The 19781-nt window shown below is 50.8% G+C and carries 16 protein-coding genes, 1 tRNA gene and 1 pseudogene; 11 read left to right on the top strand and 7 right to left on the bottom strand.

All coding sequences use genetic code 11. The features are described 5' to 3' along the window. Nucleotides 1-13: 13 nt before the first annotated feature. Nucleotides 14-706 carry a hypothetical protein gene (locus tag C2M36_RS15765; RefSeq protein ID WP_105255709.1) on the top strand — a complete coding sequence of 231 codons (693 nt, stop codon included), beginning with the start codon at nucleotides 14-16 and terminating at the stop codon, nucleotides 704-706. Here C2M36_RS15765 and xseA read toward each other — a convergent pair. Then, the gene (gene xseA / locus C2M36_RS15760) at nucleotides 669-2027 is read right to left on the bottom strand and encodes an exodeoxyribonuclease VII large subunit (RefSeq protein WP_105255708.1); all 1359 of its coding nucleotides are present in this window, start codon (nucleotides 2025-2027) and stop codon (nucleotides 669-671) included. The genes C2M36_RS15765 and xseA overlap by 38 nt on opposite strands. 134 nt (nucleotides 2028-2161) lie before the next feature. Here xseA and guaB point away from each other — a divergent pair, with 134 nt between their 5' ends. Further along, nucleotides 2162-3631: an IMP dehydrogenase gene (gene guaB, locus C2M36_RS15755; RefSeq protein ID WP_105255881.1), complete on the top strand. Its 1470-nt coding sequence runs from the start codon at nucleotides 2162-2164 to the stop codon at nucleotides 3629-3631. Between the two features lie 109 nt (nucleotides 3632-3740). Further along, the gene (guaA, locus tag C2M36_RS15750) at nucleotides 3741-5318 is read left to right on the top strand and encodes a glutamine-hydrolyzing GMP synthase (RefSeq protein WP_105255707.1); all 1578 of its coding nucleotides are present in this window, start codon (nucleotides 3741-3743) and stop codon (nucleotides 5316-5318) included. A gap of 62 nt (nucleotides 5319-5380) precedes the next feature. On the opposite strand, the gene C2M36_RS15745 is transcribed toward guaA, so the two are convergent. The 3 genes from C2M36_RS15745 to C2M36_RS15735 all read right to left on the bottom strand — a co-directional run bounded on the left by C2M36_RS15745 (nucleotide 5381) and on the right by C2M36_RS15735 (nucleotide 7971). Beyond that, on the bottom strand, nucleotides 5381-6313 hold the full coding sequence (locus C2M36_RS15745) for a hypothetical protein (RefSeq protein WP_105255706.1): 933 nt from the start codon (nucleotides 6311-6313) through the stop codon (nucleotides 5381-5383). Between the two features lie 249 nt (nucleotides 6314-6562). Beyond that, a complete protein-coding gene (locus C2M36_RS15740; protein WP_199883053.1) occupies nucleotides 6563-7543 on the bottom strand; it encodes a zinc-binding dehydrogenase in 981 nt (326 codons plus the stop codon). A 20-nt stretch (nucleotides 7544-7563) separates the two neighbouring features. Next, nucleotides 7564-7971: an Ohr family peroxiredoxin gene (locus tag C2M36_RS15735; RefSeq protein ID WP_105255879.1), complete on the bottom strand. Its 408-nt coding sequence runs from the start codon at nucleotides 7969-7971 to the stop codon at nucleotides 7564-7566. Nucleotides 7972-8083: 112 nt separating this feature from the next. Between C2M36_RS15735 and C2M36_RS15730 the strand changes: the two genes are divergently transcribed. The 4 genes from C2M36_RS15730 (at nucleotide 8084) to rimI (ending at nucleotide 9959) form a co-directional block, all read left to right on the top strand. Continuing rightward, nucleotides 8084-8962, top strand: coding sequence for a LysR family transcriptional regulator (locus tag C2M36_RS15730; protein ID WP_105255705.1), 879 nt, complete (start codon nucleotides 8084-8086; stop codon nucleotides 8960-8962). Between the two features lie 116 nt (nucleotides 8963-9078). Continuing rightward, nucleotides 9079-9155 (top strand) — tRNA-Trp (locus tag C2M36_RS15725). 62 nt (nucleotides 9156-9217) lie between these two features. Continuing rightward, entirely contained in the window at nucleotides 9218-9523 is a 306-nt protein-coding gene (locus C2M36_RS15720) for a hypothetical protein (protein WP_105255704.1), read from the top strand. Then, nucleotides 9516-9959, top strand: a complete 444-nt coding sequence (gene rimI, locus C2M36_RS15715) for a ribosomal protein S18-alanine N-acetyltransferase (protein WP_158678972.1) — start codon at nucleotides 9516-9518, stop codon at nucleotides 9957-9959. Before C2M36_RS15720 ends, rimI begins: the two co-directional genes overlap by 8 nt. Before the next feature lie 122 nt (nucleotides 9960-10081). Here the strand turns inward: rimI and C2M36_RS15710 are convergent, their stop codons facing one another. After that, nucleotides 10082-11023, bottom strand: a complete 942-nt coding sequence (locus C2M36_RS15710; RefSeq protein ID WP_105255703.1) for a phosphotransferase — start codon at nucleotides 11021-11023, stop codon at nucleotides 10082-10084. 55 nt (nucleotides 11024-11078) lie between these two features. After that, nucleotides 11079-13756 (bottom strand): annotated as a pseudogene (locus C2M36_RS15705) (ATP-binding protein). A 245-nt stretch (nucleotides 13757-14001) separates the two neighbouring features. Here C2M36_RS15705 and prfC point away from each other — a divergent pair. The 4 genes from prfC (at nucleotide 14002) to C2M36_RS15685 (ending at nucleotide 19140) form a co-directional block, all read left to right on the top strand. After that, the gene (gene prfC / locus C2M36_RS15700; protein ID WP_105255702.1) at nucleotides 14002-15588 is read left to right on the top strand and encodes a peptide chain release factor 3; all 1587 of its coding nucleotides are present in this window, start codon (nucleotides 14002-14004) and stop codon (nucleotides 15586-15588) included. Nucleotides 15589-15647: 59 nt separating this feature from the next. Then, complete coding sequence (gene argS / locus C2M36_RS15695) at nucleotides 15648-17390, top strand: arginine--tRNA ligase (RefSeq protein WP_105255701.1); 1743 nt, start codon at nucleotides 15648-15650, stop codon at nucleotides 17388-17390. 344 nt (nucleotides 17391-17734) lie between these two features. Beyond that, nucleotides 17735-18373, top strand: a complete 639-nt coding sequence (gene pdxH / locus C2M36_RS15690) for a pyridoxamine 5'-phosphate oxidase (protein ID WP_105255700.1) — start codon at nucleotides 17735-17737, stop codon at nucleotides 18371-18373. After that, nucleotides 18373-19140 carry a TatD family hydrolase gene (locus C2M36_RS15685; protein ID WP_105255699.1) on the top strand — a complete coding sequence of 256 codons (768 nt, stop codon included), beginning with the start codon at nucleotides 18373-18375 and terminating at the stop codon, nucleotides 19138-19140. Before pdxH ends, C2M36_RS15685 begins: the two co-directional genes overlap by 1 nt. Here C2M36_RS15685 and C2M36_RS15680 read toward each other — a convergent pair. Then, nucleotides 19107-19730, bottom strand: coding sequence for an AhpA/YtjB family protein (locus C2M36_RS15680; protein ID WP_105255877.1), 624 nt, complete (start codon nucleotides 19728-19730; stop codon nucleotides 19107-19109). The two genes, C2M36_RS15685 and C2M36_RS15680, sit on opposite strands and share 34 nt — an antisense overlap. Nucleotides 19731-19781: the final 51 nt, after the last annotated feature.

The following is a 19781-nucleotide window of genomic DNA, read 5'->3' as shown; positions in this document are numbered from 1 at the left end:
AGCAGGGAATGGTATGGCGAAAAATCAATTGGTTATGGCCGTTAGCGCGGCCTTTTTTGTCGGTGTGGGTTGCGGTTATCTGCTCTTTGCCGACGCCGCTCAAGAAGCCGTAGTAACTGTGCCTCAGGCGGCGCCCGCTGTCTCTGCTCCCACCCAATTAGCGCAAAACGACCAGGCAAGCATGCCAGACATGAATGACGAATGGCCGCCTGCCTCACTTAACGAGATTGCACAGCCGCCTGTATCCCTTAATGATGTTGCCGAGCCGCAGAGCGAGGGCCAAAGTCCGGATCAAGACGTGGCGCAACTCGAAGGGCAGTTGGCCCAGGCGCAGCAGCAGATCAAGGTATTGCAGCGCGCCTTAAAAGGCCCCGAGGAAATGGAGACTCAATTGCAACAGCTCTTCGAGCAGGAAACCCGCGATGAAAACTGGGCCTATCTGACCGAAACGCAAACCAGCGATTTTGTTTACAGTGAAGGATTTGCCGACAAGGTCGCACTCGAGAAGGTGCAATGTAAAAGTACCGTGTGTCGCATTGAATTTTCGACGCTGGAAGGAGCGGAGCTTGACCCGCGCACCGGCTGGCGCCAGCTGCAATCACGTCTCGACAAGCAGCCCTGGTGGCGCCAGTTTCAGCGTACCAGCTCGGTGAGCTCCGATGGCTCCCTTAGTTTTTGGGTTGAACGCAAACCACCTGAGTCGTAATTTCACCATCGGCAACCACGGTAGTCAGCTGTTGTTGTGGTTGCACCTGGGTCACCGATTTCACTATCCCCAATTCGCTTTTGGTAATGCTATAGCCGCGGGCCAAGACCGCCAGCGGGCTGATGCTATCGAGCCGGGCCGCCAATTGTGCAAGCCGCGATTGGGCCTGAAAGAGCTGCTCTTTTTGCACCGTTACCAAGCGCGTCGACAGCTGTTGTAATTGGTATTTCGCCGCCGCCACCCGGGTGCCCGGGTTGGCGCGCTGCATGCGCATATTTAGCTGATTCAACAGCGCCTGCTGCTGGCTTAATCGTCCTTCCATGGCATGGTTCAAACGCATTTGCAGTTCATCCAAACGTTGTTGCTGCTGCATTAGCTGATTGGCAGGATGTTGCTGCGACAAACGGCTTTGTAAACGCTGCAATTGTACTGAGCGGTCATGAAGCAGGTGACGCCAGGCACTGTAAAGGCGCTGCTTTTGGTGCTGCAAGCCCTGCTTAAGCTGGATGCTGTCCGGGCTTACCAATTCCGCCGCCGCCGAAGGGGTCGGGGCGCGAATATCGGCAACAAAGTCGCTGATGGTGGTGTCGATTTCATGGCCGACGGCGCTGATCACCGGCAATTGGCTGTTAAATATGGCATGCGCCAGCTGTTCGTTATTAAAACACCAGAGGTCTTCCAAGCTGCCGCCGCCGCGACCGACGATCAGTACATCCACCTCATTGCGGGCGTTGGCCAGTTGCAGTTTGTCGATGATCCCCTGATGGGCGGCATCGCCTTGCACCTGACAGGGGTAAATCACCACTTCCAACTGCGGGGCGCGGCGTTTTAACACGGTTAAGATATCCTTGATGGCGGCACCGGTCGAGGAGGTGATCACACCCACCTTGTTAATGGTGCCGGGCAAAGGCTTTTTATGCGCCGAGTTAAACAGGCCCTGTGCCGCCAGGCGCATTTTTAACGCCTCGAACTCCTGCTTTAAGGCGCCTTCGCCGGCGGCTTCCATATGTTCAACGATAACCTGGTAGTCGCCACGAGGTTCGTACAAGGATACCCGTGCCTGTACCTGCACCTGATCGCCGTCCTTGGGACGGAACTTGGCGTAGCGGTTATTGCCGCGCCACATGGCGGCGCGCACCTGCGACTTGTCGTCTTTTAAGGAAAAGTACCAATGCCCGGAAGAAGGGGCGACAAAGTTAGAAATTTCACCGTTAAGCACAATCGAGGCAAAGCCACGCTCCAAAATGGTACGGATCTCACGGTTAAGCCGTGACACCGTATAAACGCTTTGGGAGGCAGGGGAATTTGATTGTGAATACATAGTGATATCGCGCCTTGCAAAAACTTATGGCAGTTTATCATAAAGAAAGCGCAAATTTTATTTTACTCGCCTTAACATCGCTGATAAAATGCCGCCGCAACTCCACCCAATCACCAATTCGTGAGATGTTGCCAATGCTTAGGATCGCTAAAGAAGCCCTTACCTTTGATGACGTACTATTAGTACCTGGTCATTCTACTGTTTTACCGCATACAGCGGACCTTACCACACGCCTTACGCGCGGCATTAAGCTGAACCTTCCGCTTGTCTCTGCATCTATGGATACAGTGACCGAAGCGCGTTTAGCTATTGCCTTAGCACAAGAAGGCGGTTTGGGCTTTATCCACAAAAACATGACCATCGCTGAGCAAGCAGCGAATGTTCGTAAGGTGAAAACTTACGAAGCGGGCATCGTTTCTCAGCCAGTTACCGTTGAAGCCGATTTAACCATCGCCGAAGCGCTAGCCCTTGCTGCAGAAAAAGGCTTTTCAGGTTTCCCTGTAACCGACGCCGACAACAACCTACAAGGTATTGTTACCAGCCGTGATATGCGTTTCGAAACCAAGCTAGAGCAGCCGGTTTCAACCGTGATGACCAAAAAAGACAAGCTGGTTACCGTTAAAGAAAACGCTAACCGTGAAGAAATTCTTGGCCTGATGCACGAGCACCGTATTGAGAAAATCCTGGTTGTTGATGACGCCTTCAAACTAAAAGGCATGATCACGGTTAAGGATTACCAAAAAGCGATGGACAAGCCAAACGCATGTAAAGACGAGCAAGGTCGTCTGCGTGTAGGTGCCGCAGTAGGTGTGGGTGCCGGTACCGACGAGCGTATCGCAGCCCTGGTTGAAGCGGGCGTTGACGTATTGCTTATCGATACTTCACACGGTCACTCACAAGGTGTTATCGACCGCGTTAAAGCCACGCGCGAAGCCTTCCCTGAATTACAAATCGTTGCCGGTAACGTTGCTACGGCCGAAGGTGCTATTGCCCTTGCCGACGCCGGTGTTGATGCGGTTAAAGTGGGTATTGGCCCAGGCTCTATCTGTACCACGCGTATCGTAACCGGTTGTGGTGTACCACAAATCACAGCAATTTCAGACGCGGTTGAAGGCTTAAAAGGCCGTGATATTCCTGTTATTGCCGACGGTGGTATCCGTTTCTCAGGTGATATCGCCAAGGCCCTGGTAGCCGGTGCTGCCTGTGTAATGGTTGGTTCTATGCTGGCCGGTACCGAAGAGTCTCCGGGTGAAGTTGAACTTTATCAAGGTCGTTACTATAAGTCATACCGTGGTATGGGATCACTAGGTGCGATGAACCAAAAAGAAGGCTCTTCTGATCGTTATTTCCAAACATCAAAAGAAGCTGAAAAGCTGGTTCCGGAAGGTATTGAAGGCCGCGTTGCCTACAAAGGCCCAATCACTACCATTATTCACCAGCAAATGGGTGGCCTGCGCAGCGCCATGGGCTTAACCGGCTCGGCAACTATTGAAGAGCTCAATACCAAGCCACAGTTTGTGCGCGTTACCGCAGCGGGTATGGGTGAGTCGCACGTACATGACGTGCAAATCACCAAAGAAGCGCCAAACTATCGTCTGGGCTAAGCGCTGACAATAACGATTCAAGGGCTAGTTTTTGCTAGCCCTTACTAATTTCTGATTAGCGAATTAACTAAACGCTAATCCAATTTCATTTAATTTAGATGAGATCGCAATGAGCAAAGATATCCATGACTCCCGTATATTGATCCTTGACTTTGGTTCACAGTACACGCAATTGATCGCCCGTCGTGTGCGTGAAATTGGTGTTTATTGTGAGCTGTGGGCTTGGGATGTAACGGAGGAGCAAATCCGTGAATTTAACCCACAAGGTATCATTCTATCTGGTGGCCCTGAGTCAACGGTAGAAGAGGGCAGCCCACGTGCGCCTGATTACGTATTCGAAGCGGGTGTGCCGGTTCTTGGCGTATGTTACGGCATGCAAACTATGGCCATGCAGCTAGGCGGTAAGGTACACGGCTCTGATAAGAAAGAGTTCGGTTACGCCCAGGTTGAAAAGGTGGGTAACTGTGCACTATTCGAAGCCATTGAAGATCACCTGGGTGAAAATGGCGCCGGCTTATTAGATGTATGGATGAGCCACGGTGACAAGGTTGAAGCCATTCCACCTCAGTTTACCACCACGGCAAAAACCGACACTTGTCCACATGCTGCCATGTCATGGGAAGAAAAGCGCTTCTACGGCGTACAGTTCCACCCGGAAGTGACACACACGCAACAGGGCCAACGCCTGTTAGAGCGTTTTGTGGTTGATATCTGTGGTTGTGACAAACTATGGACGCCGGCGCAAATCATCGAAGACGCGATTGCCCGCATCAAAGAAAAAGTCGGTGACGACGAAGTGATCTTAGGTCTGTCTGGTGGTGTAGATTCATCGGTTGTGGCCATGCTTATCAACAAGGCTATCGGTGACAAGCTGACTTGTGTATTCGTTGATAACGGTCTGCTTCGTCTAAACGAAGGTCAACAGGTAATGGATATGTTCGGTGACCACTTTGGTCTGAACATAGTGAAAGTAGACGCCGAAGAGCGCTTCTTAAAAGCACTTGAAGGCATCGATGAGCCAGAAGCGAAGCGTAAGGCCATTGGTCACACCTTCATTGAAGTATTCGATGAAGAAGCAAGCAAGCGCGTAAACGCGAAATGGCTTGCTCAGGGTACTATTTACCCTGACGTTATCGAGTCGGCAGCATCGGCAACCGGTAAAGCGCATGTGATCAAGTCGCACCACAATGTGGGTGGTCTTCCTGAAGACATGGAGCTGGGTCTGGTTGAGCCGCTACGCGAACTATTCAAAGACGAAGTACGTAAGATTGGTCTAGAGCTTGGCCTGCCTTATGACATGCTTTATCGTCACCCGTTCCCAGGTCCTGGCCTAGGTGTACGTGTACTGGGTGAAATCAAGAAAGAGTACTGCGACTTACTGCGCCGTGCCGATGCGATTTTCATCGAAGAGCTACACAATGCCGAGCTTTACCACAAGGTAAGCCAGGCGTTCACCGTGTTCTTACCGGTACGCTCTGTAGGCGTTATGGGTGATGCGCGTAAATACGACTGGGTGGTAAGCCTGCGTTGTGTTGAAACCATCGACTTTATGACGGCCCGTTGGTCGCACCTGCCGTATGACTTCCTGGGTAAGGTTTCAAACCGTATCATCAACGAAATCGACGGTATTTCTCGCGTGGTTTACGATATCTCTGGTAAGCCACCGGCAACCATCGAGTGGGAATAATTCCCACGTATCTCATGATGAGATAAGCACATTAAAAAAGGGCTGGTAACAGCCCTTTTTTGTTATTCGAAATGAATGCCGGTGATATCGTATTCCTTGATATAGCGTTTGCCGTGCACATCGCTAAAGTAAAACTCCATCTCTATCTTGTTATCCAGTTGTCCATTGTGTTCAAGAATTTCTACTAGGTAGTAATCAACACTGGGCTGATTGACGTTTTCATAGCGCCTGTGTTGAGCCACCTCGAACTTGCTGGGGTTGCCAATTTTATCGTAGTAAGCAAATAAGGTTTGCAGTCCTCGCTTGTAAATATCCTGGTTCTTTTGTGAGGCCTTGGGGTCGCGATATTTTAATAATGGCGCTGAACGCTTGCTGTTGATTGCGCTGATAAAGCGCTCGATGATCTCTTCATGAGGGGTCACCTTAGTGGCTTGGGTCTCCTTAACCGCCTTCTTCATTTTTTCCGACAGGGGGTAAATATTTGCCAGGTAGGCCTGGTAGTCGCTCGAGGCACTGGTGTAGCTGAAATAGTGCGGCAGGCCCTTGTCGTATTCGGCTTTTAACTTTTCGTAGCCCTTTGGAATATGCTGCGAATAGGAAGAAAAGAAGTTATATCCGGCTTTGTGATCAAGATGATAAAAGTCGCTCTCATCAACCAGCTCTGAAAAAAGCAGGGTATTGAAGTTTAAAAAATTCTTTTGGTTGCTAAAGACAAAGACATCACTGATCCACACTTTGTCGTCTTTTTTAATGCTCAGCGTAAATTCGTAGAAGACCTTGTCGTCTTCGGGCAAAAAGGTTAGCAGCTTTTTATTTACCTCATGGCTTTTATCGCTGACAAAACTCTCGCTGAGCGACAGTTGGTACTCTTCTCCCAGCGCCAGAATTTCATCGGCCACTTCAATATTCAGATAATTCTTTGCCAGAGTCGACGTGCTCGCCAGCAGCGCGAGGGAGGTGCACAGGGGCACTAGCCAGCGGTTGGTTTTATTCATCTTAACATCCTTATTAGTTGTTAGCGCTTTGGTTATAAGCCATGCCTATAAAAGCGCTATCCATTTGATTTTTATTGGCATCCGTTCCAATGCCAACTAGGGCGTTAAGGAAAATAGCAAGTCGCGTATAAGGGTGTCAATCTACTTGTGCCTATATTTATACAATTGCTGAGTGCGGACAAAAAAAGGCCCTTGTTAGGGCCTTTTGACGTCACATTACTTAAATGACTTACTCTGAATTGGTCGGGCTTAAGGCTGAATCATGAGCTTGCCTTGGCGCGGCTGGTCATAGGCGGCACCGGCTTTGGCAATGTCCTTGATGGCGAAGGTTTCATGCACCGGCAAGGTTAGCTCGCCTTGCTCGGCCAGCCCAATCAGCTCCAGTACCGAGTCGGTGATTTGCTCCGGTGTTAAACGGCTGAATTCCACCATGCCCCAAAAGCCTTTTACGGTGATTTCCTTAAAGATCAAATCGCCCGCATCCACTGCCATGGGTTCGTTGGACATGGCACCAAAAGACAACACAGTGCCACCGTTTCCGACCAGGTTAATCAGCTTACGGGCGGCTTCACCGCCGATCATTTCGATACCGCCGACCACGGGGCCGTCAATAGCGGCAAGGGCACTTTCAAACCAATTGGCTTCGTCCATGGCAAAGACGTTGCCAATACCCAGCTCGTCAAGTTGCGCCTTGGAGCTGCCACGGTTAACCAGGCTCAGTACTTTAAGGCCACGGCCTTTGGCTATTTGTGCCACGGTTTTACCGACGGCGCCGTTGGCGGCGTTGACCACTATCCAATCACCTGCTTTGGCAGGGATTTTATTAAGCGCCATTACCGAGCTCATTGGCATGGCTAATAATTGCGCGGCGATATCGTCGCTGATGCTATCCGGCAGCGGCACCGCCGCCATAGCAGGAGCAATAAAATACTCGGCCCAGGTACCGGCGGCACCGGCCACGTTTACTCGCGTGCCAACAGCAGGGCCTGCAACGCCCTCACCCAGCGCATCAACAATGCCTACGGCTTCACTGCCGCCGATGGCGGGCAACTCAGGTAGGCTGCCGTACTCGCCGCGGACCGTCATGATGTCATGGTTATGTATGGGCGAGCGCGTCATACGCACGCGGATTTCCCCCGCCTGCGGCTCGGGAATGGTTAGGTCATGGGCGTCTAGCACCTCTGCGGGGTGGCCAGTACTTGTATACATGGCGGCTTTCATTGTGGTCATAAGGACTCCAAAATTTATCTTCAAGCGGATTGCTCAAGGTTTTTAACGCGCACCTTGGCATTGCCGCGCAGTGCATTTGAATAAGGGCAAACCTCATGGGCCAGGGCGATAAGCTGTTCGCTCTGTGCTGGTTCCAGGCCCTCTATTGAAACATCTATGGTCACATCAAGCAGATACTGCTCGGCGACCTTATCCAGGCCCACGGTGACCTGGGTTTGACAGCACTTAAGTGCCATCTTCAGGCGCTTGGCAGTGAGAATAAGGGCATTGTCGAAACAGGCTGCATACCCCATGGCGAAAAGCTGCTCTGGGTTATGTCCAGGTGCGCTGGTACCCGGTGTGGTCATGGTAAGGGTCAGGCTATCGTCGGTTAGCTTGGCACTGCCATCGCGGCCACCACTGGCAATGGCTGTGGTTGAATAAATCATACTGGTTACCTTGTTGGCTCTTACTGTGTTGGGACCCAGTATGCGTGAGAAGCAGATAGAGGAAAAATAATCTAAACTTGGGTTAATATAATTAAATTTATAGCTGTAGCTTATGTCCATTCATCAATTACGCACCTTTGTTGAGGTTTACCGTCAGCGTTCTTTTAGCAAGGCCGCCGATGTTTTGCATATCACTCAACCTGCGGTCTCCAGTCATATCGCTTCACTCGAGTCACAATTGGATCACCGTTTGTTTGTGCGCCATGTACGCGGGGTACGGCCAACCCGTATTGCCGATGAACTAGCGATACAACTGGGAGATACCCTGGATTATGCCGAAGGCGTGTTGGCAAAAATGAAATCACACGGCAGCAAAATAGACGGGGTGATACACATAAACGGCCCCATAGATATGCTTTCGAGTATGCTCGCCCCCAAGTTACAACCGCTTACCGATGCTGGGGCGCAAATACGCTTACACCCCAGTCACGATGACGACATGTTTACCTTTCTTAAAGATGGTAACTCGGACTTTGCCCTGTGTTTAACGCCTCCGGAAGATGGGCAGCTGGATTACTGTTTATTGGGTGAGGAACGGGTTTTCCTGGTTGCCAGCCCTGCCAGGGCGCGGCAAATGAGCCAGGACCTGGAGCTGGTATTAAGTGAGCAACCCTTGGTGGCCTATGATCTGGGCCGGACCCTAGTGCGTCAATGGGTAAGCCATAATGGTTTATTTTTGGGGCACTTAAATGAGATTATCACCGCCCCGGATCTGCGTTGCTTGCGTACCCTGGTGCTCGCGGGCTTGGGATGGTCGGTGTTACCCGAGTACCTGGTGAGTGATGATTTAAAACACGAACGCTTAGTCGCCATAGGTGGCCCCCAGGCAAATCCGGCGATAGAGTATCACTTGTGTTGGCGGGCGGGAGCGTTGCGTAGTCCCAGGATCGCCAGAGCTCAGCAGTTGCTGCGCGGGGTATTTACGCATTAAGTCGGCTAAAATGGACTGTTTTTTCTACAGTTGTTTATTTTCGAAGCAATTGAACGGGTACGGCGATATTTTTTCTTTACCTTTATAAAAAGCTCATTATAATGCGTCGACATTGCAGGGGCGTAGTTCCAATTGGTAGAACAGCGGTCTCCAAAACCGACGGTTGGGAGTTCGAATCTCTCCGCCCCTGCCACTTCTTTCCTTAGCTTCTTTACGCTACACTGGCAGCCGCCAAATAAAGTTAATTATTTCCGTATGCAGTCACACTTAGCCGATATTTTTGCTATACAGCCGGTGCGTTTACGTGCAGCTTACCGAGCGCATGACACACAGCCTCTTGATGGTGAACAAACCCAAGATTCACAACCCTTGTCGGGCCCCTTGGCCGAGGATATTTTGCGTCTGCTTCCCACAGGGAGCGAGGTGCACCTGGGTGATGTGAGCACACCGCAATTGCAGGGCAATCGCGTTTACCTTCCCAGCGACAACTTATCAGTGGCACATAAGCAGGCCCTGTGGCAGCAATTGTGTGAATGTGAGCAGGTGCTTATCGATGCATAGGCTGGCGCCTTTGGGCGAACAAGATGTGGCGGACATGATGGCCATAGAGCGGGCCTGTCACAGTCACCCATGGAGTGAAAAGCTGATGCGCTCGTGTTTGTCCGGGCGTTATTTCTGCACCGGACTCTTTAACGATAATAAATTATTGGGCTTTTATGTCGCCGAGCAGGCTGGCCCAGATATCACCCTGATGGATATTTGCGTAGCGCCAAGTGAGCAGGGGCAGGGGTTAGGTAAGGTGTTGATGCGGTCGCTCATTAAGGACTCGACTGCGCGTAATGCCGAGCTGATGTTTTTGGAGGTGCGTGAAAGCAATGTCGCCGCCATCGCCCTGTATGAAGCCTATGGCTTTATCACTAACGGTGTGCGTAAGAAATACTACCCCGATGGCGAAGATGCCTTGTTAATGATGAAACCTTTGATGGGTGATGATTAGCCACCCAGCATCCGTTAACAATAACGTTGCCTTGCTATCCCTCACCCTCAGCTTAATGCGTCGCTCTCGTTTCGCTTATCTGATTAGATGCGTAATGGGGAGCAGCTCCTAGCTTATTTCGTTCAACTTTTGGCAAGCAGCCTGTTAAAAGCATTTAAAAAAGCCTGCTCTAGAGCCACCATTTGCTCAGAGCTAAGGGCTTTTTTCATGGATGCATAGGATATTGCTTGGTGTGCATAGCAAACCAACTCGGCCGTATCCCAGGCGTCTCGCAGTGTTGCAGGGTCCCCAAAGTCCGACCATTGAGATAAATATGCTGTGACTATCCTTTGCTTGTTTTCGCCTTCGGGCATTCTGTAAATGTAGGTGCCATCAATAAAGGGGTGGCTGATACAGGCATCACTCCAGTCAAAGAAAATAAAAGTACCATTCACCTGGGCTATATTTTCGATGTGCAGATCACCATGCACGAGGGTATTGGGCATATTAAAACTTGCTAATTTCTCAACGGCTTGTTTTACCTTGAGTAGTATTTCATCTTTGTTAATTATAAAGTCGTCAGTAAGGTGCCGTGTTATCTCAGTATCGTTTAATGCGCTATTTAATTGCTCTGGAATATCAGCCACTTGCCTAAGTAAACAACCACTTTTTATCAGTGCATCTGTATGCTTTGTCGATTGCTGTTGTAGCCTAGCTAGGCGCTGAAACGCTTTTGGCCACAAACCTTTGTCCGCATCTTCGGGTAATCCGCCACCAAAATCCTTGCTCATCATCCACTGTTTTTCACTGCTGATAAACATTGTCTCGGGAACATACTCTGGCATGAGTTCTGAGAGTTTTGCACACAGCTGCGACTCATTGGAAAACAAAGGCAAAAAGGCTGTCGCCTTGAAAAAGCACAGACCCTTGTTGGTATTTTGCTTAAAGATTTGACCCAGAGCCCAGCCGGAAACCTTTTGTAGTTTACCTAATGGTTCAAGGCCATGCTTTGCAAGGTTCTGATCCGCCCAAGACTGCGCCAGCTCAAGCCATTCAGGCGATTCCCAATTTAAAAACATGTCCATAGTTTATCGTTCTCGTTATGTAATTTTATTTTTGAGTTGCTGCGGGGCAAGTGACTTAAGAGAGTCCCTTCGGCGCTTCGGCTTGTGGTTGTAAAACAAAGCGGATGGCGTGTTCAAGCTTAAGCACCGGGTATTCGTGGTGCTCGCACTCGCCGTTGCGCAACGATAGCTCGAGCTCGCTGGCGGCATCGGCTACGGCGTTAAAACCAAAGCAGCTGGCACTGCCTTTTATGCTGTGGGCCACCGCCTGCAACTGCTCCCATTCCTTGGCTTGCTGGTGAGCCAAGACCTGCTCAAGGTAATCGGGGAGCTTTTGCTTGTAGTTTTCATTGATCTGTAAAAAGCGTTCGCTTTTAAGTATGTCGTCCCACTTGGAGTTGGCCTCCTGTTGCAGACTTAAATAGGTGGCCAGGGTATGCTCGAGCTGCTCCTTGTCGATGGGTTTGGCCAGCGCCTTGTCACAGCCCGCCTCTAAATAACGCTCGATATCGTGTTTCATCACGTTGGCGGTCAGGGCAATGATGGGCCCATCGTAGGCGGCATGGCGCAGCATTTGCGTGGCTTCTTCACCACCCATCACCGGCATCTGCATATCCATTAAGATCAGCTGGTAGTCTTTGACCAGGGCTTTTTCTACCGCCTCGGCGCCGTTATTGGCAAAGTCCGGAGTGATCCCCCAGCGCTCCAACAGCAGGGAAATAAGCGCTTGGTTGTCCCGGTTATCCTCGGCCACCAAAATTTCACCGTCGAATTGTTGCCAGCTTAGGGTTGGCATCGGCTCCATAACCGGTTGCATTTCCTCGACGCCATGGTAGAAGTCCTGGGCCTCATACACCTGGTTACAGTTGATCTGTATGCTAAAGCGACTGCCTAGCCTTGTTGGCTGTGAGCGCGCACATCGCCGCCTAATAACTGTGCCAGATTTTTAGCAATACACAGGCCCAGGCCACTGCCGCCAAAGCGACGGGTGGTGGTGGTATCGGCTTGCTCGAAAGGCTTAAAGATACGGGTCAGCTCCTGATCCGAGATGCCTATACCGGTGTCGCTGACCACACACTCAATCATATCGTCGTGGTAGCTGACATCTAGGTGCACCTGACCCTTGGCGGTAAATTTCACCGCATTGGTGAGAATATTGAGCAGGATCTGCTTAATGCGGGTTTGGTCGCTGTTAATGTATTTAGGTAAGGGGAACTGGTAGTTGATGGCAAACTCCAGTTGTTTTTGTTGCGCTTGGGGCTCGACTATGGAGTTCAAGTCGTCAAACAGCTCATACAGTGACACCGGCTCGCGGTTAACGGCGAGCTTTTCCGCCTCAATTTTTGATAGATCCAAGATATTGTTGATCAGCTCCAGCAGGTGACGTGAGTTACGCAGCACGGTGGCAAGCTGGTGTTGCACCTTGTCATCGTCTATTTGGTTATTCTCCAGCAACTGTTCAGTAAAGCCCATGATGGCGGTTAAGGGAGTGCGAATTTCATGACTCATATTGGCCAAAAAGCGGCTTTTTAATTGGTTGGCCTGCTCCGCCTGCTCAATGGCTAACTCCAATGCCTTGTTGGTTTTTTCTAGCTCCAACGTGCGCTCCTCAACCCTTTGCTCCAAGGTGTCCTTGTATTCCTTAAGCTCGCCCTGGGTGCGATAAATCTTGTTCACCATGTTGTTAAAGTCGCTAAACAACTGGCCAACCTCATCGGTGCGTTTGTCATCAAGGCGCACGGCCAGATCGTTGGCGCCGACGCGGTGACTGGCGGCTCCCAGTTGCTCTATGGGGTTAAGCAGTAAGTTACGCACTACGATAAAGATCAACACGGGCAGGGTGACGATAGAGATCAGCACGATCAGCGCGGTGATAAGACTGATCACCTTTCCGGCCTGATAGAGCATTTTTTTCGGAATGCTGGTGACAAAGTAGTGGCCATCGGGCATTTGCACGCCGTAGAGCATGCGCTCGGTGTTATCGACGCTCTCAAGCACAATTTCATTAAGGCGGCCGTTGTCGGCCCACAGATCTATGGCCTCTAAATCCTGCTTGCTGAGCGTTTTACCCAGCAGCGCATGGTTGGAGCTAAACAACACCTTACCTTGCTCGGTCAGCAATAAATTCAAGGTGTTATTGTAAGGCGCCTCTAAAATTGCGGTGTTAAGTACGGTTGGCTGCACTCGCACTATGATGTGGCCAAGCAGCACCGGGCGCTCCAAATGGTAGTCCGGGGCAAATACCTTTTGCGCAAAGTAGAGGGTGGTTTCGCCATTGTCTTCTTGCACCATAAATTGCTGGCGGCGCAACGAGCTGGTCAGTAGTTGCTCGAAAAAGGGATATTGTTGCGGTGCACTTTGCAGCGTTGTGGAAAAGTAGGCGTAACTTTGTTGCGTACTGGAAATAAAGTTAATGCTGAGAATATCCGGATAGGCCTCGGTATAACTGCTAAAGACGTCGAGCAGAGCACCCAGGTGGGCGGTGTAATAGGTGTTGGGGCGGTCAATCTGGTGCAAAAAGTTTTGCAATACCGGCGAGGTGCTCAGCAACTCAGTGGTGGAATGATAGACATTGAGCGAGTGAAACACCTTGTTTTGTTGTTGCTCAACAAAGCGGCTAACAATCAGCTGCGCCTGTTGCTCTGAGGAGCTGGTAACGTTAGTGAGGGTAAAACCACCTAGAAACAGCAAGGGCAAGATCACCACCGGGGTGATGTACCACAATAAGCGAATGCTTAGCTTGCTTGTCTTCATGGTGTGCGCCTCCTTGCAACGTCTTAAAATAGCCTGAGCGCGTTATGGTAATCACCACAACAAAAAAATTATACAAAATGCTCAGCAATAATACACATAGGTGGACCATGAAGTCACTTTTACTTGTATTCGGCGCTTTTGTGCACACCCTAAAGTCGGTATAATCTCGGGCATTAATGTCTTTAAAATTTAATTGCGACTTAACCGCCTCGTTGTGGTTGGGTCGACAGCTCATAAGTGACCGCATGTCAGAATTAATACAGCAAATTAATAAGCGTCGCACCTTTGCGATCATCTCTCACCCGGATGCGGGTAAAACAACCATCACCGAGAAGGTACTCTTGTTCGGTCAGGCCATTCAAAAGGCCGGTACGGTCAAGGGCCGTGGCTCCAACCAGCATGCTAAATCGGACTGGATGGAAATGGAAAAAGAGCGTGGTATCTCGGTCACCACCTCGGTCATGCAGTTTCCTTACAATGAGCGCTTAGTTAACCTGCTGGACACCCCGGGACACGAAGACTTCTCGGAAGATACCTACCGTACATTGACCGCCGTTGACTCTTGTTTGATGGTGATCGACGCCGCCAAGGGTGTAGAGGACCGTACGCGTAAGCTAATGGAAGTCACCCGCTTGCGTGATACGCCGATAGTTACCTTTATGAACAAATTGGACCGTGATATTCGCGACCCAATGGAGTTGCTGGATGAGGTAGAAACCGAGCTTAACATCATGTGTGCGCCCATCACCTGGCCTATCGGCTGTGGTAAAGAGTTTAAAGGCGTGTACCACCTGCACCGCGATGAGACCATCTTGTATCAAACGGGTCAGGGTCACACCATTCAAGACGTGCGTACCATTAAGGGCCTAGATAATAGCGAGTTGGATGAAGCGGTAGGCGAGAGTCTGGCGTCGCAACTGCGTGAAGAAATCGAGCTGGTACAAGGTGCGTCAAACGAATTTGACGAGGAAATGTTCTTAAGCGGTGATCTAACGCCGGTGTATTTCGGTACCGCCCTAGGTAACTTCGGTGTGGACCATATGCTCGATGGTCTAACCGAGTGGGCGCCGGCACCTATGCCGCGTAAAACCGACGACGAGCGTGAAGTGAGCGCAGAAGACGAGATGTTCTCCGGCTTCGTCTTTAAAATTCAGGCCAACATGGACCCCAAACACCGTGACCGTATCGCCTTTATGCGTATCGTGTCGGGCAAATACAGCCAGGGCATGAAGATGAACCATGTGCGTTTGGGCAAGCAGGTGAGCATTTCCGATGCGGTAACCTTTATGGCCGGTGACCGTGAGCGTGCACAAGACGCCTACGCCGGTGACATCATAGGTCTGCACAACCATGGCACTATTCAAATCGGTGATACCTTTACCGATGGTGAAAAGCTCAAATTCAGCGGTATTCCAAACTTCGCGCCGGAACTGTTCCGCCGTATTCGTTTGAAAGATCCACTGAAGCAAAAGCAATTGCTTAAAGGCTTGGTACAGCTTTCCGAAGAAGGTGCGGTGCAGGTATTCCGTCCACTGATCAACAACGACCTGATCGTAGGCGCCGTTGGTGTGCTGCAGTTCGACGTGGTTGTGGCGCGTTTAAAAGCGGAATACAAGGTGGACGCCATTTATGAAAGCGTCAACGTTAACACCGCGCGCTGGGTTTCTTGCGATGACGTGAAGAAGTTTGAAGAATTCAAACGTAAGTGTGAGGCGAACCTGGCCCTCGATGGCGGGGACAACCTCACCTACATAGCGCCAACCCGTGTAAACTTAAATCTGTCGATGGAACGCTATCCTGAAGTGAGCTTCAGTGAGACCCGTGAACACTAATCGCCCCTAATTTATCTCGGCCAGCGTGATGTTGGCCCAATTGCAAGGTAACTGCAACGATGAACATTAAACAAATTTTAATCGACAAAGCCAATGCCGCCATGCTTGCTGCGGGGCTTGAAGAAGGCACAAATCCAGCGGTAACGCAAAGCACGCGTCCGCAGTTCGGTGATTACCAAATCAATGGCGCCATGGGCGCGGCCAAAAAACTAAAAACCAACCCCCGTGAACTAGCGCAAAAAATTATCGATGCGTTAGACGTATCCGATTTAGCGGATAAGGTTGAAATCGCCGGCCCAGGTTTTATCAATATTCACCTTAAGCCAGAGTTTCTGGCCGAGTCTGTGGCCAGCGCTAACCAGGATGCCAAACTGGGTGTGGCCGAGCATGCGAAAGCCGACACGGTTGTGGTTGACTATTCATCGCCTAACCTGGCCAAAGAAATGCACGTGGGTCACCTGCGCTCAACCATTATCGGTGATGCCATTGCTCGTACCCTAGAGTTCCGTGGTGACAAAGTCATTCGTCAAAACCACATGGGCGACTGGGGCACACAATTCGGTATGTTGATTGCGCACCTTGAAGACCTGCTTAATGACGGCGTTGACCTGGAAAAGGTGGCCCTGGCCGACCTTGAGAGCTTCTACCGTGACGCGAAAAAGCGTTTCGACGATGAAGAAGGCTTTGCCGATCGTGCCCGTGAGTACGTGGTAAAACTGCAGCAAGGCGATGCTCATTGCGACAAGCTATGGCAGATGTTTATCGATACCTCGGTGAAGCACTCTGAAGAAGTATACGAAAAGCTGAACGTGACCCTTAAGCGTGAAGATATTTACGCGGAAAGTGCCTACAACAGCGAGCTACAGCGCATGATCGATGTGCTGCGCGAACAAGGCATTGCCAAAGAAGACCAAGGTGCCCAGGTGGTGTTCCTTGATGAGCTGGCCAACAAAGACGGCGAGCCTTCGGTATTTATCGTACAAAAATCAGGTGGTGGCTTCTTGTATGCGACCACAGACCTGGCAGCCTGTGAGTACCGTTCACATAAGCTGGGTGCCGACCGCATCATGATCTTCGTGGATGCCCGTCAAAGTCTGCATTTTAGCCAGGTTGAAATCACCGCTCGCAAGGCCGGTTTACTGCGCGATGAAACCAGCTACGAATTCTGCCCGTTCGGCACCATGATGGGTGAAGACGGCAAACCGTTTAAAACCCGTACCGGCGGTACGGTGAAACTGGCGGATCTGCTTGATGAAGCGGTCAGCCGTGCCAAGGCCAAGCTGTCTGAGCGCGAGTCGCCATTAAACGACCAGGAGCAGGAAGAGATCGCCACTAAAGTGGGCATTGGCGCGGTAAAATATGCGGATCTGTCGAAGAATCGCACCAGCGACTACATCTTTAACTGGGATACCATGTTGAGCTTCGAAGGCGCCACGGCTCCTTATCTGCAATATGCCTATACTCGTGTTAAGAGTATCTTCCGCAAGGCCGGCATCGACAGCGCCGCGCATCAGGCGCCGGTAGTGATTGCTGAGCCACAGGAAAAAGCATTGGCCATTAAACTGATGCAGTTTGAAGAAGTGCTGGATCAAATGGTCGGTGACGCCACACCGCACGTATTGTGTGGTTACCTGTATGAGCTGGCGAGCCTGTATATGAGCTTCTACGAAGCCTGCCCGGTATTGAAAGAGGGGGTGAGCGAGGAAGATAAGGCTAGCCGTTTGGTGTTGTGTTCGCTAGTGGCGAAGACTTTACGCCAAGGTCTCGACTTACTCGGCATCGAGGTTATGGAGCAAATGTAATCTTAGCGGCCTGTAGTTCGCTTTAGCTGCGTTAGAGAAATGATTGAGTCAGAGTCACAGACTAGATGTATGCTCCTTGACATAAATCATTTCTCTGCCTAGCTAGCACTCCTACACTTGCTGAATCAGGCGGCCTGTAGTTCGCTTTGACGGCGTTGTTAAACCGACTGACCCTAATCACATACTTTATGTATGCTCATAGGGATAAGTCGGTTGAAAGCCTTGTCAGCACTCCTACAATTGCTGATACTGTGATTTGTGGGTCGTTGTTTTTCGCTTTGTAGGCGAGGCTTTAGCCTTGCGATTTTGGTGTGAGGCGGCGGTGATAATTAGAAGGAATTGATATGAAACTTGATGATATTCGTCGTGAATATTTACAAGGCGGGTTGGATGAGAGCATGCTTGAAGCCGACCCCATTGCGCAATTCGAAAAGTGGCTTGAACAGGCCATTAAGGCGCAAATTCCCGATCCTACGGCCATGGTGGTGGCGACGGTGGATGAGCAGGGCCAGCCTTCGCAGCGTATCGTGTTGCTGAAGCACCTGGATGAAAAGGGTTTTGTCTTCTTTACCAATACCGGCTCGCGTAAAGCCAGTGAATTGGCGAAGAACAATAAAATCAGCCTGCACTTCCCGTGGCATATGTTTGAGCGCCAGGTGATAGTCTATGGCGAAGCCCAGCCTTTGCCGGTATCCGATGTCGCCAAGTACTTCTTATCCCGCCCCAAGGAAAGCCAGTTGGCCGCCTGGGCATCAAGTCAGAGCCGGCCCGTGTCTTCACGCCAGGTGCTGATGGAAAAGTTCACGCAGATGAAGAACAAGTTTGCCAAGGGTGAGATCCCCTTGCCGGATTTCTGGGGTGGCTATTGCGTTAAACCCACCAAGGTGGAGTTTTGGCAAGGCGGTGCCCATCGCCTGCACGACCGCTTTATGTATATTCGCCAGCAAGATAACAGCTGGCAAGTCGAGCGCTTAAACCCCTAATGCGCTTTATTGACTCCCACTGTCATCTCGATTTTAGTGAATTCGATGAGGATAGGGCGCAGTGCATTGCCAATGCTCTGTCGCTGGGAGTCACACACCTTGTGGTGCCGGGCGTGAGCCTGGCCCAATCCACGAACCTGCTTACCTTCACCAAGCAATACCCTGCAACCTATATTGGTGCCGGTTTGCACCCTTACTTTCTAGCCCAGCATCAAGAGCAAGATATTGCCGAGTTGAGTGATTTAATAGCGGCAAACCGTGAGATCTTTGTCGCCGTCGGCGAATGTGGTTTGGATAGAAGTATCGGCGAGTTAGGGAAGCAGCAGAGTTTATTTGAGGCGCAAATCGCCTTAGCCAATGAATTTGAGTTGCCGCTGATTGTCCACCACAGACAAAGCCACGATCTAATCGCCGCCAGCTTTAAACGCTGTCCGCCTAAATTCGGTGGTGTGATCCATGCTTTTTCCGGCTCACAGCAGGTGGCCGAAAGTTATATCAAGGCGGGATTTAAGCTCGGGGTGGGGGGCACCATCACCTATCCCAGAGCACAAAAAACTCAGCAAGCTTTGCGCCATGTAGGCGTCGAGCATCTGCTACTCGAAACCGATGCGCCCAGCATGCCCTTGTGTGGTTATCAGGGGCGCAGGAATACCCCGGAGCGCATACCCAATGTGTTTCTCGCCCTGGCGGCGCTGTTGCAAAGGCAGGACTATGACGCCTTAAGCGAGCAGCTTTATTTGAACTGTTTGGCTTTTTTACGAAAGTAACGCTTTAGCTGCCAGCGCTTTAGGCCGCGTCCAAGCTGCCAGGTAAATATGCAGCAAATAAACAGCATCAGCAGTACCTGGCGACCGACCTCATGAATATAACGGTGGCTCGTGTCTATGGCGGTTTGCGGCAGGTAATTGACCCGGGCAAAACCTATGGGTTTGTTGTCTTGTGGGGAGTTGATCGGCACCACTATGGGTTGGGTTAGCTTGCTGATCCCCGGCGTTGCCTGGGTGATCCCCAAGCTGGCTTGATAAGGGCTGTAGGCCTCGCTTTGCGCCTGTGCCGTGCCATACATATTGTAAATAACCGCACTTTGGATAACCGCATCGCTGCTGAGCTGGTTGGTTAACTCGCCCAGGCGTGGCTTATTGTTTTGTTCCAGCGGCAAGGCTGCGGTCAGAGCCAGCTGTTGCGACAGGCTTTTGGCACTGTGATAGCCTTGTTGATAGAGCATATGATGACCCTGGAAGCTGGTGTTAAAGGCCATCCAGGTCAGCAAGACAAAACACAGCGCGGCAAAGAGTAAGCGTCTAAGGCGTTGCCATTGTGAGCTGCGCACCGGATTTTTTACTTGTTTATTTTTCATATCGCTCATGTGGTTACTGACTTTCACGGCTATCGGTGATTAAATTGGCAG

The organism is Pseudoalteromonas sp. T1lg75 (assembly GCF_002964705.1).
Classification (GTDB): domain Bacteria; phylum Pseudomonadota; class Gammaproteobacteria; order Enterobacterales; family Alteromonadaceae; genus Pseudoalteromonas.
This window is presented reverse-complemented; position numbering and strand designations above follow the sequence as displayed.

Bases quoted from the DNA above. Each gene is read 5' to 3' on its own strand.
- C2M36_RS15685 (WP_105255699.1), top strand. From the start codon at position 18,373: ATGCGCTTTATTGACTCCCACTGTCATCTCGATTTTAGTGAATTCGAT.
- rimI (WP_158678972.1), top strand. From the start codon at position 9,516: ATGCATAGGCTGGCGCCTTTGGGCGAACAAGATGTGGCGGACATGATG.
- argS (WP_105255701.1), top strand. From the start codon at position 15,648: ATGAACATTAAACAAATTTTAATCGACAAAGCCAATGCCGCCATGCTT.
- C2M36_RS15745 (WP_105255706.1), bottom strand. From the start codon at position 6,313: ATGAATAAAACCAACCGCTGGCTAGTGCCCCTGTGCACCTCCCTCGCG.
- C2M36_RS15720 (WP_105255704.1), top strand. From the start codon at position 9,218: ATGCAGTCACACTTAGCCGATATTTTTGCTATACAGCCGGTGCGTTTA.
- guaA (WP_105255707.1), top strand. From the start codon at position 3,741: ATGAGCAAAGATATCCATGACTCCCGTATATTGATCCTTGACTTTGGT.
- prfC (WP_105255702.1), top strand. From the start codon at position 14,002: ATGTCAGAATTAATACAGCAAATTAATAAGCGTCGCACCTTTGCGATC.
- C2M36_RS15710 (WP_105255703.1), bottom strand. From the start codon at position 11,023: ATGGACATGTTTTTAAATTGGGAATCGCCTGAATGGCTTGAGCTGGCG.
- C2M36_RS15765 (WP_105255709.1), top strand. From the start codon at position 14: ATGGCGAAAAATCAATTGGTTATGGCCGTTAGCGCGGCCTTTTTTGTC.
- C2M36_RS15730 (WP_105255705.1), top strand. From the start codon at position 8,084: ATGTCCATTCATCAATTACGCACCTTTGTTGAGGTTTACCGTCAGCGT.
- xseA (WP_105255708.1), bottom strand. From the start codon at position 2,027: ATGTATTCACAATCAAATTCCCCTGCCTCCCAAAGCGTTTATACGGTG.
- C2M36_RS15735 (WP_105255879.1), bottom strand. From the start codon at position 7,971: ATGATTTATTCAACCACAGCCATTGCCAGTGGTGGCCGCGATGGCAGT.
- pdxH (WP_105255700.1), top strand. From the start codon at position 17,735: ATGAAACTTGATGATATTCGTCGTGAATATTTACAAGGCGGGTTGGAT.
- guaB (WP_105255881.1), top strand. From the start codon at position 2,162: ATGCTTAGGATCGCTAAAGAAGCCCTTACCTTTGATGACGTACTATTA.
- C2M36_RS15680 (WP_105255877.1), bottom strand. From the start codon at position 19,730: ATGAAAAATAAACAAGTAAAAAATCCGGTGCGCAGCTCACAATGGCAA.
- C2M36_RS15740 (WP_199883053.1), bottom strand. From the start codon at position 7,543: ATGACCACAATGAAAGCCGCCATGTATACAAGTACTGGCCACCCCGCA.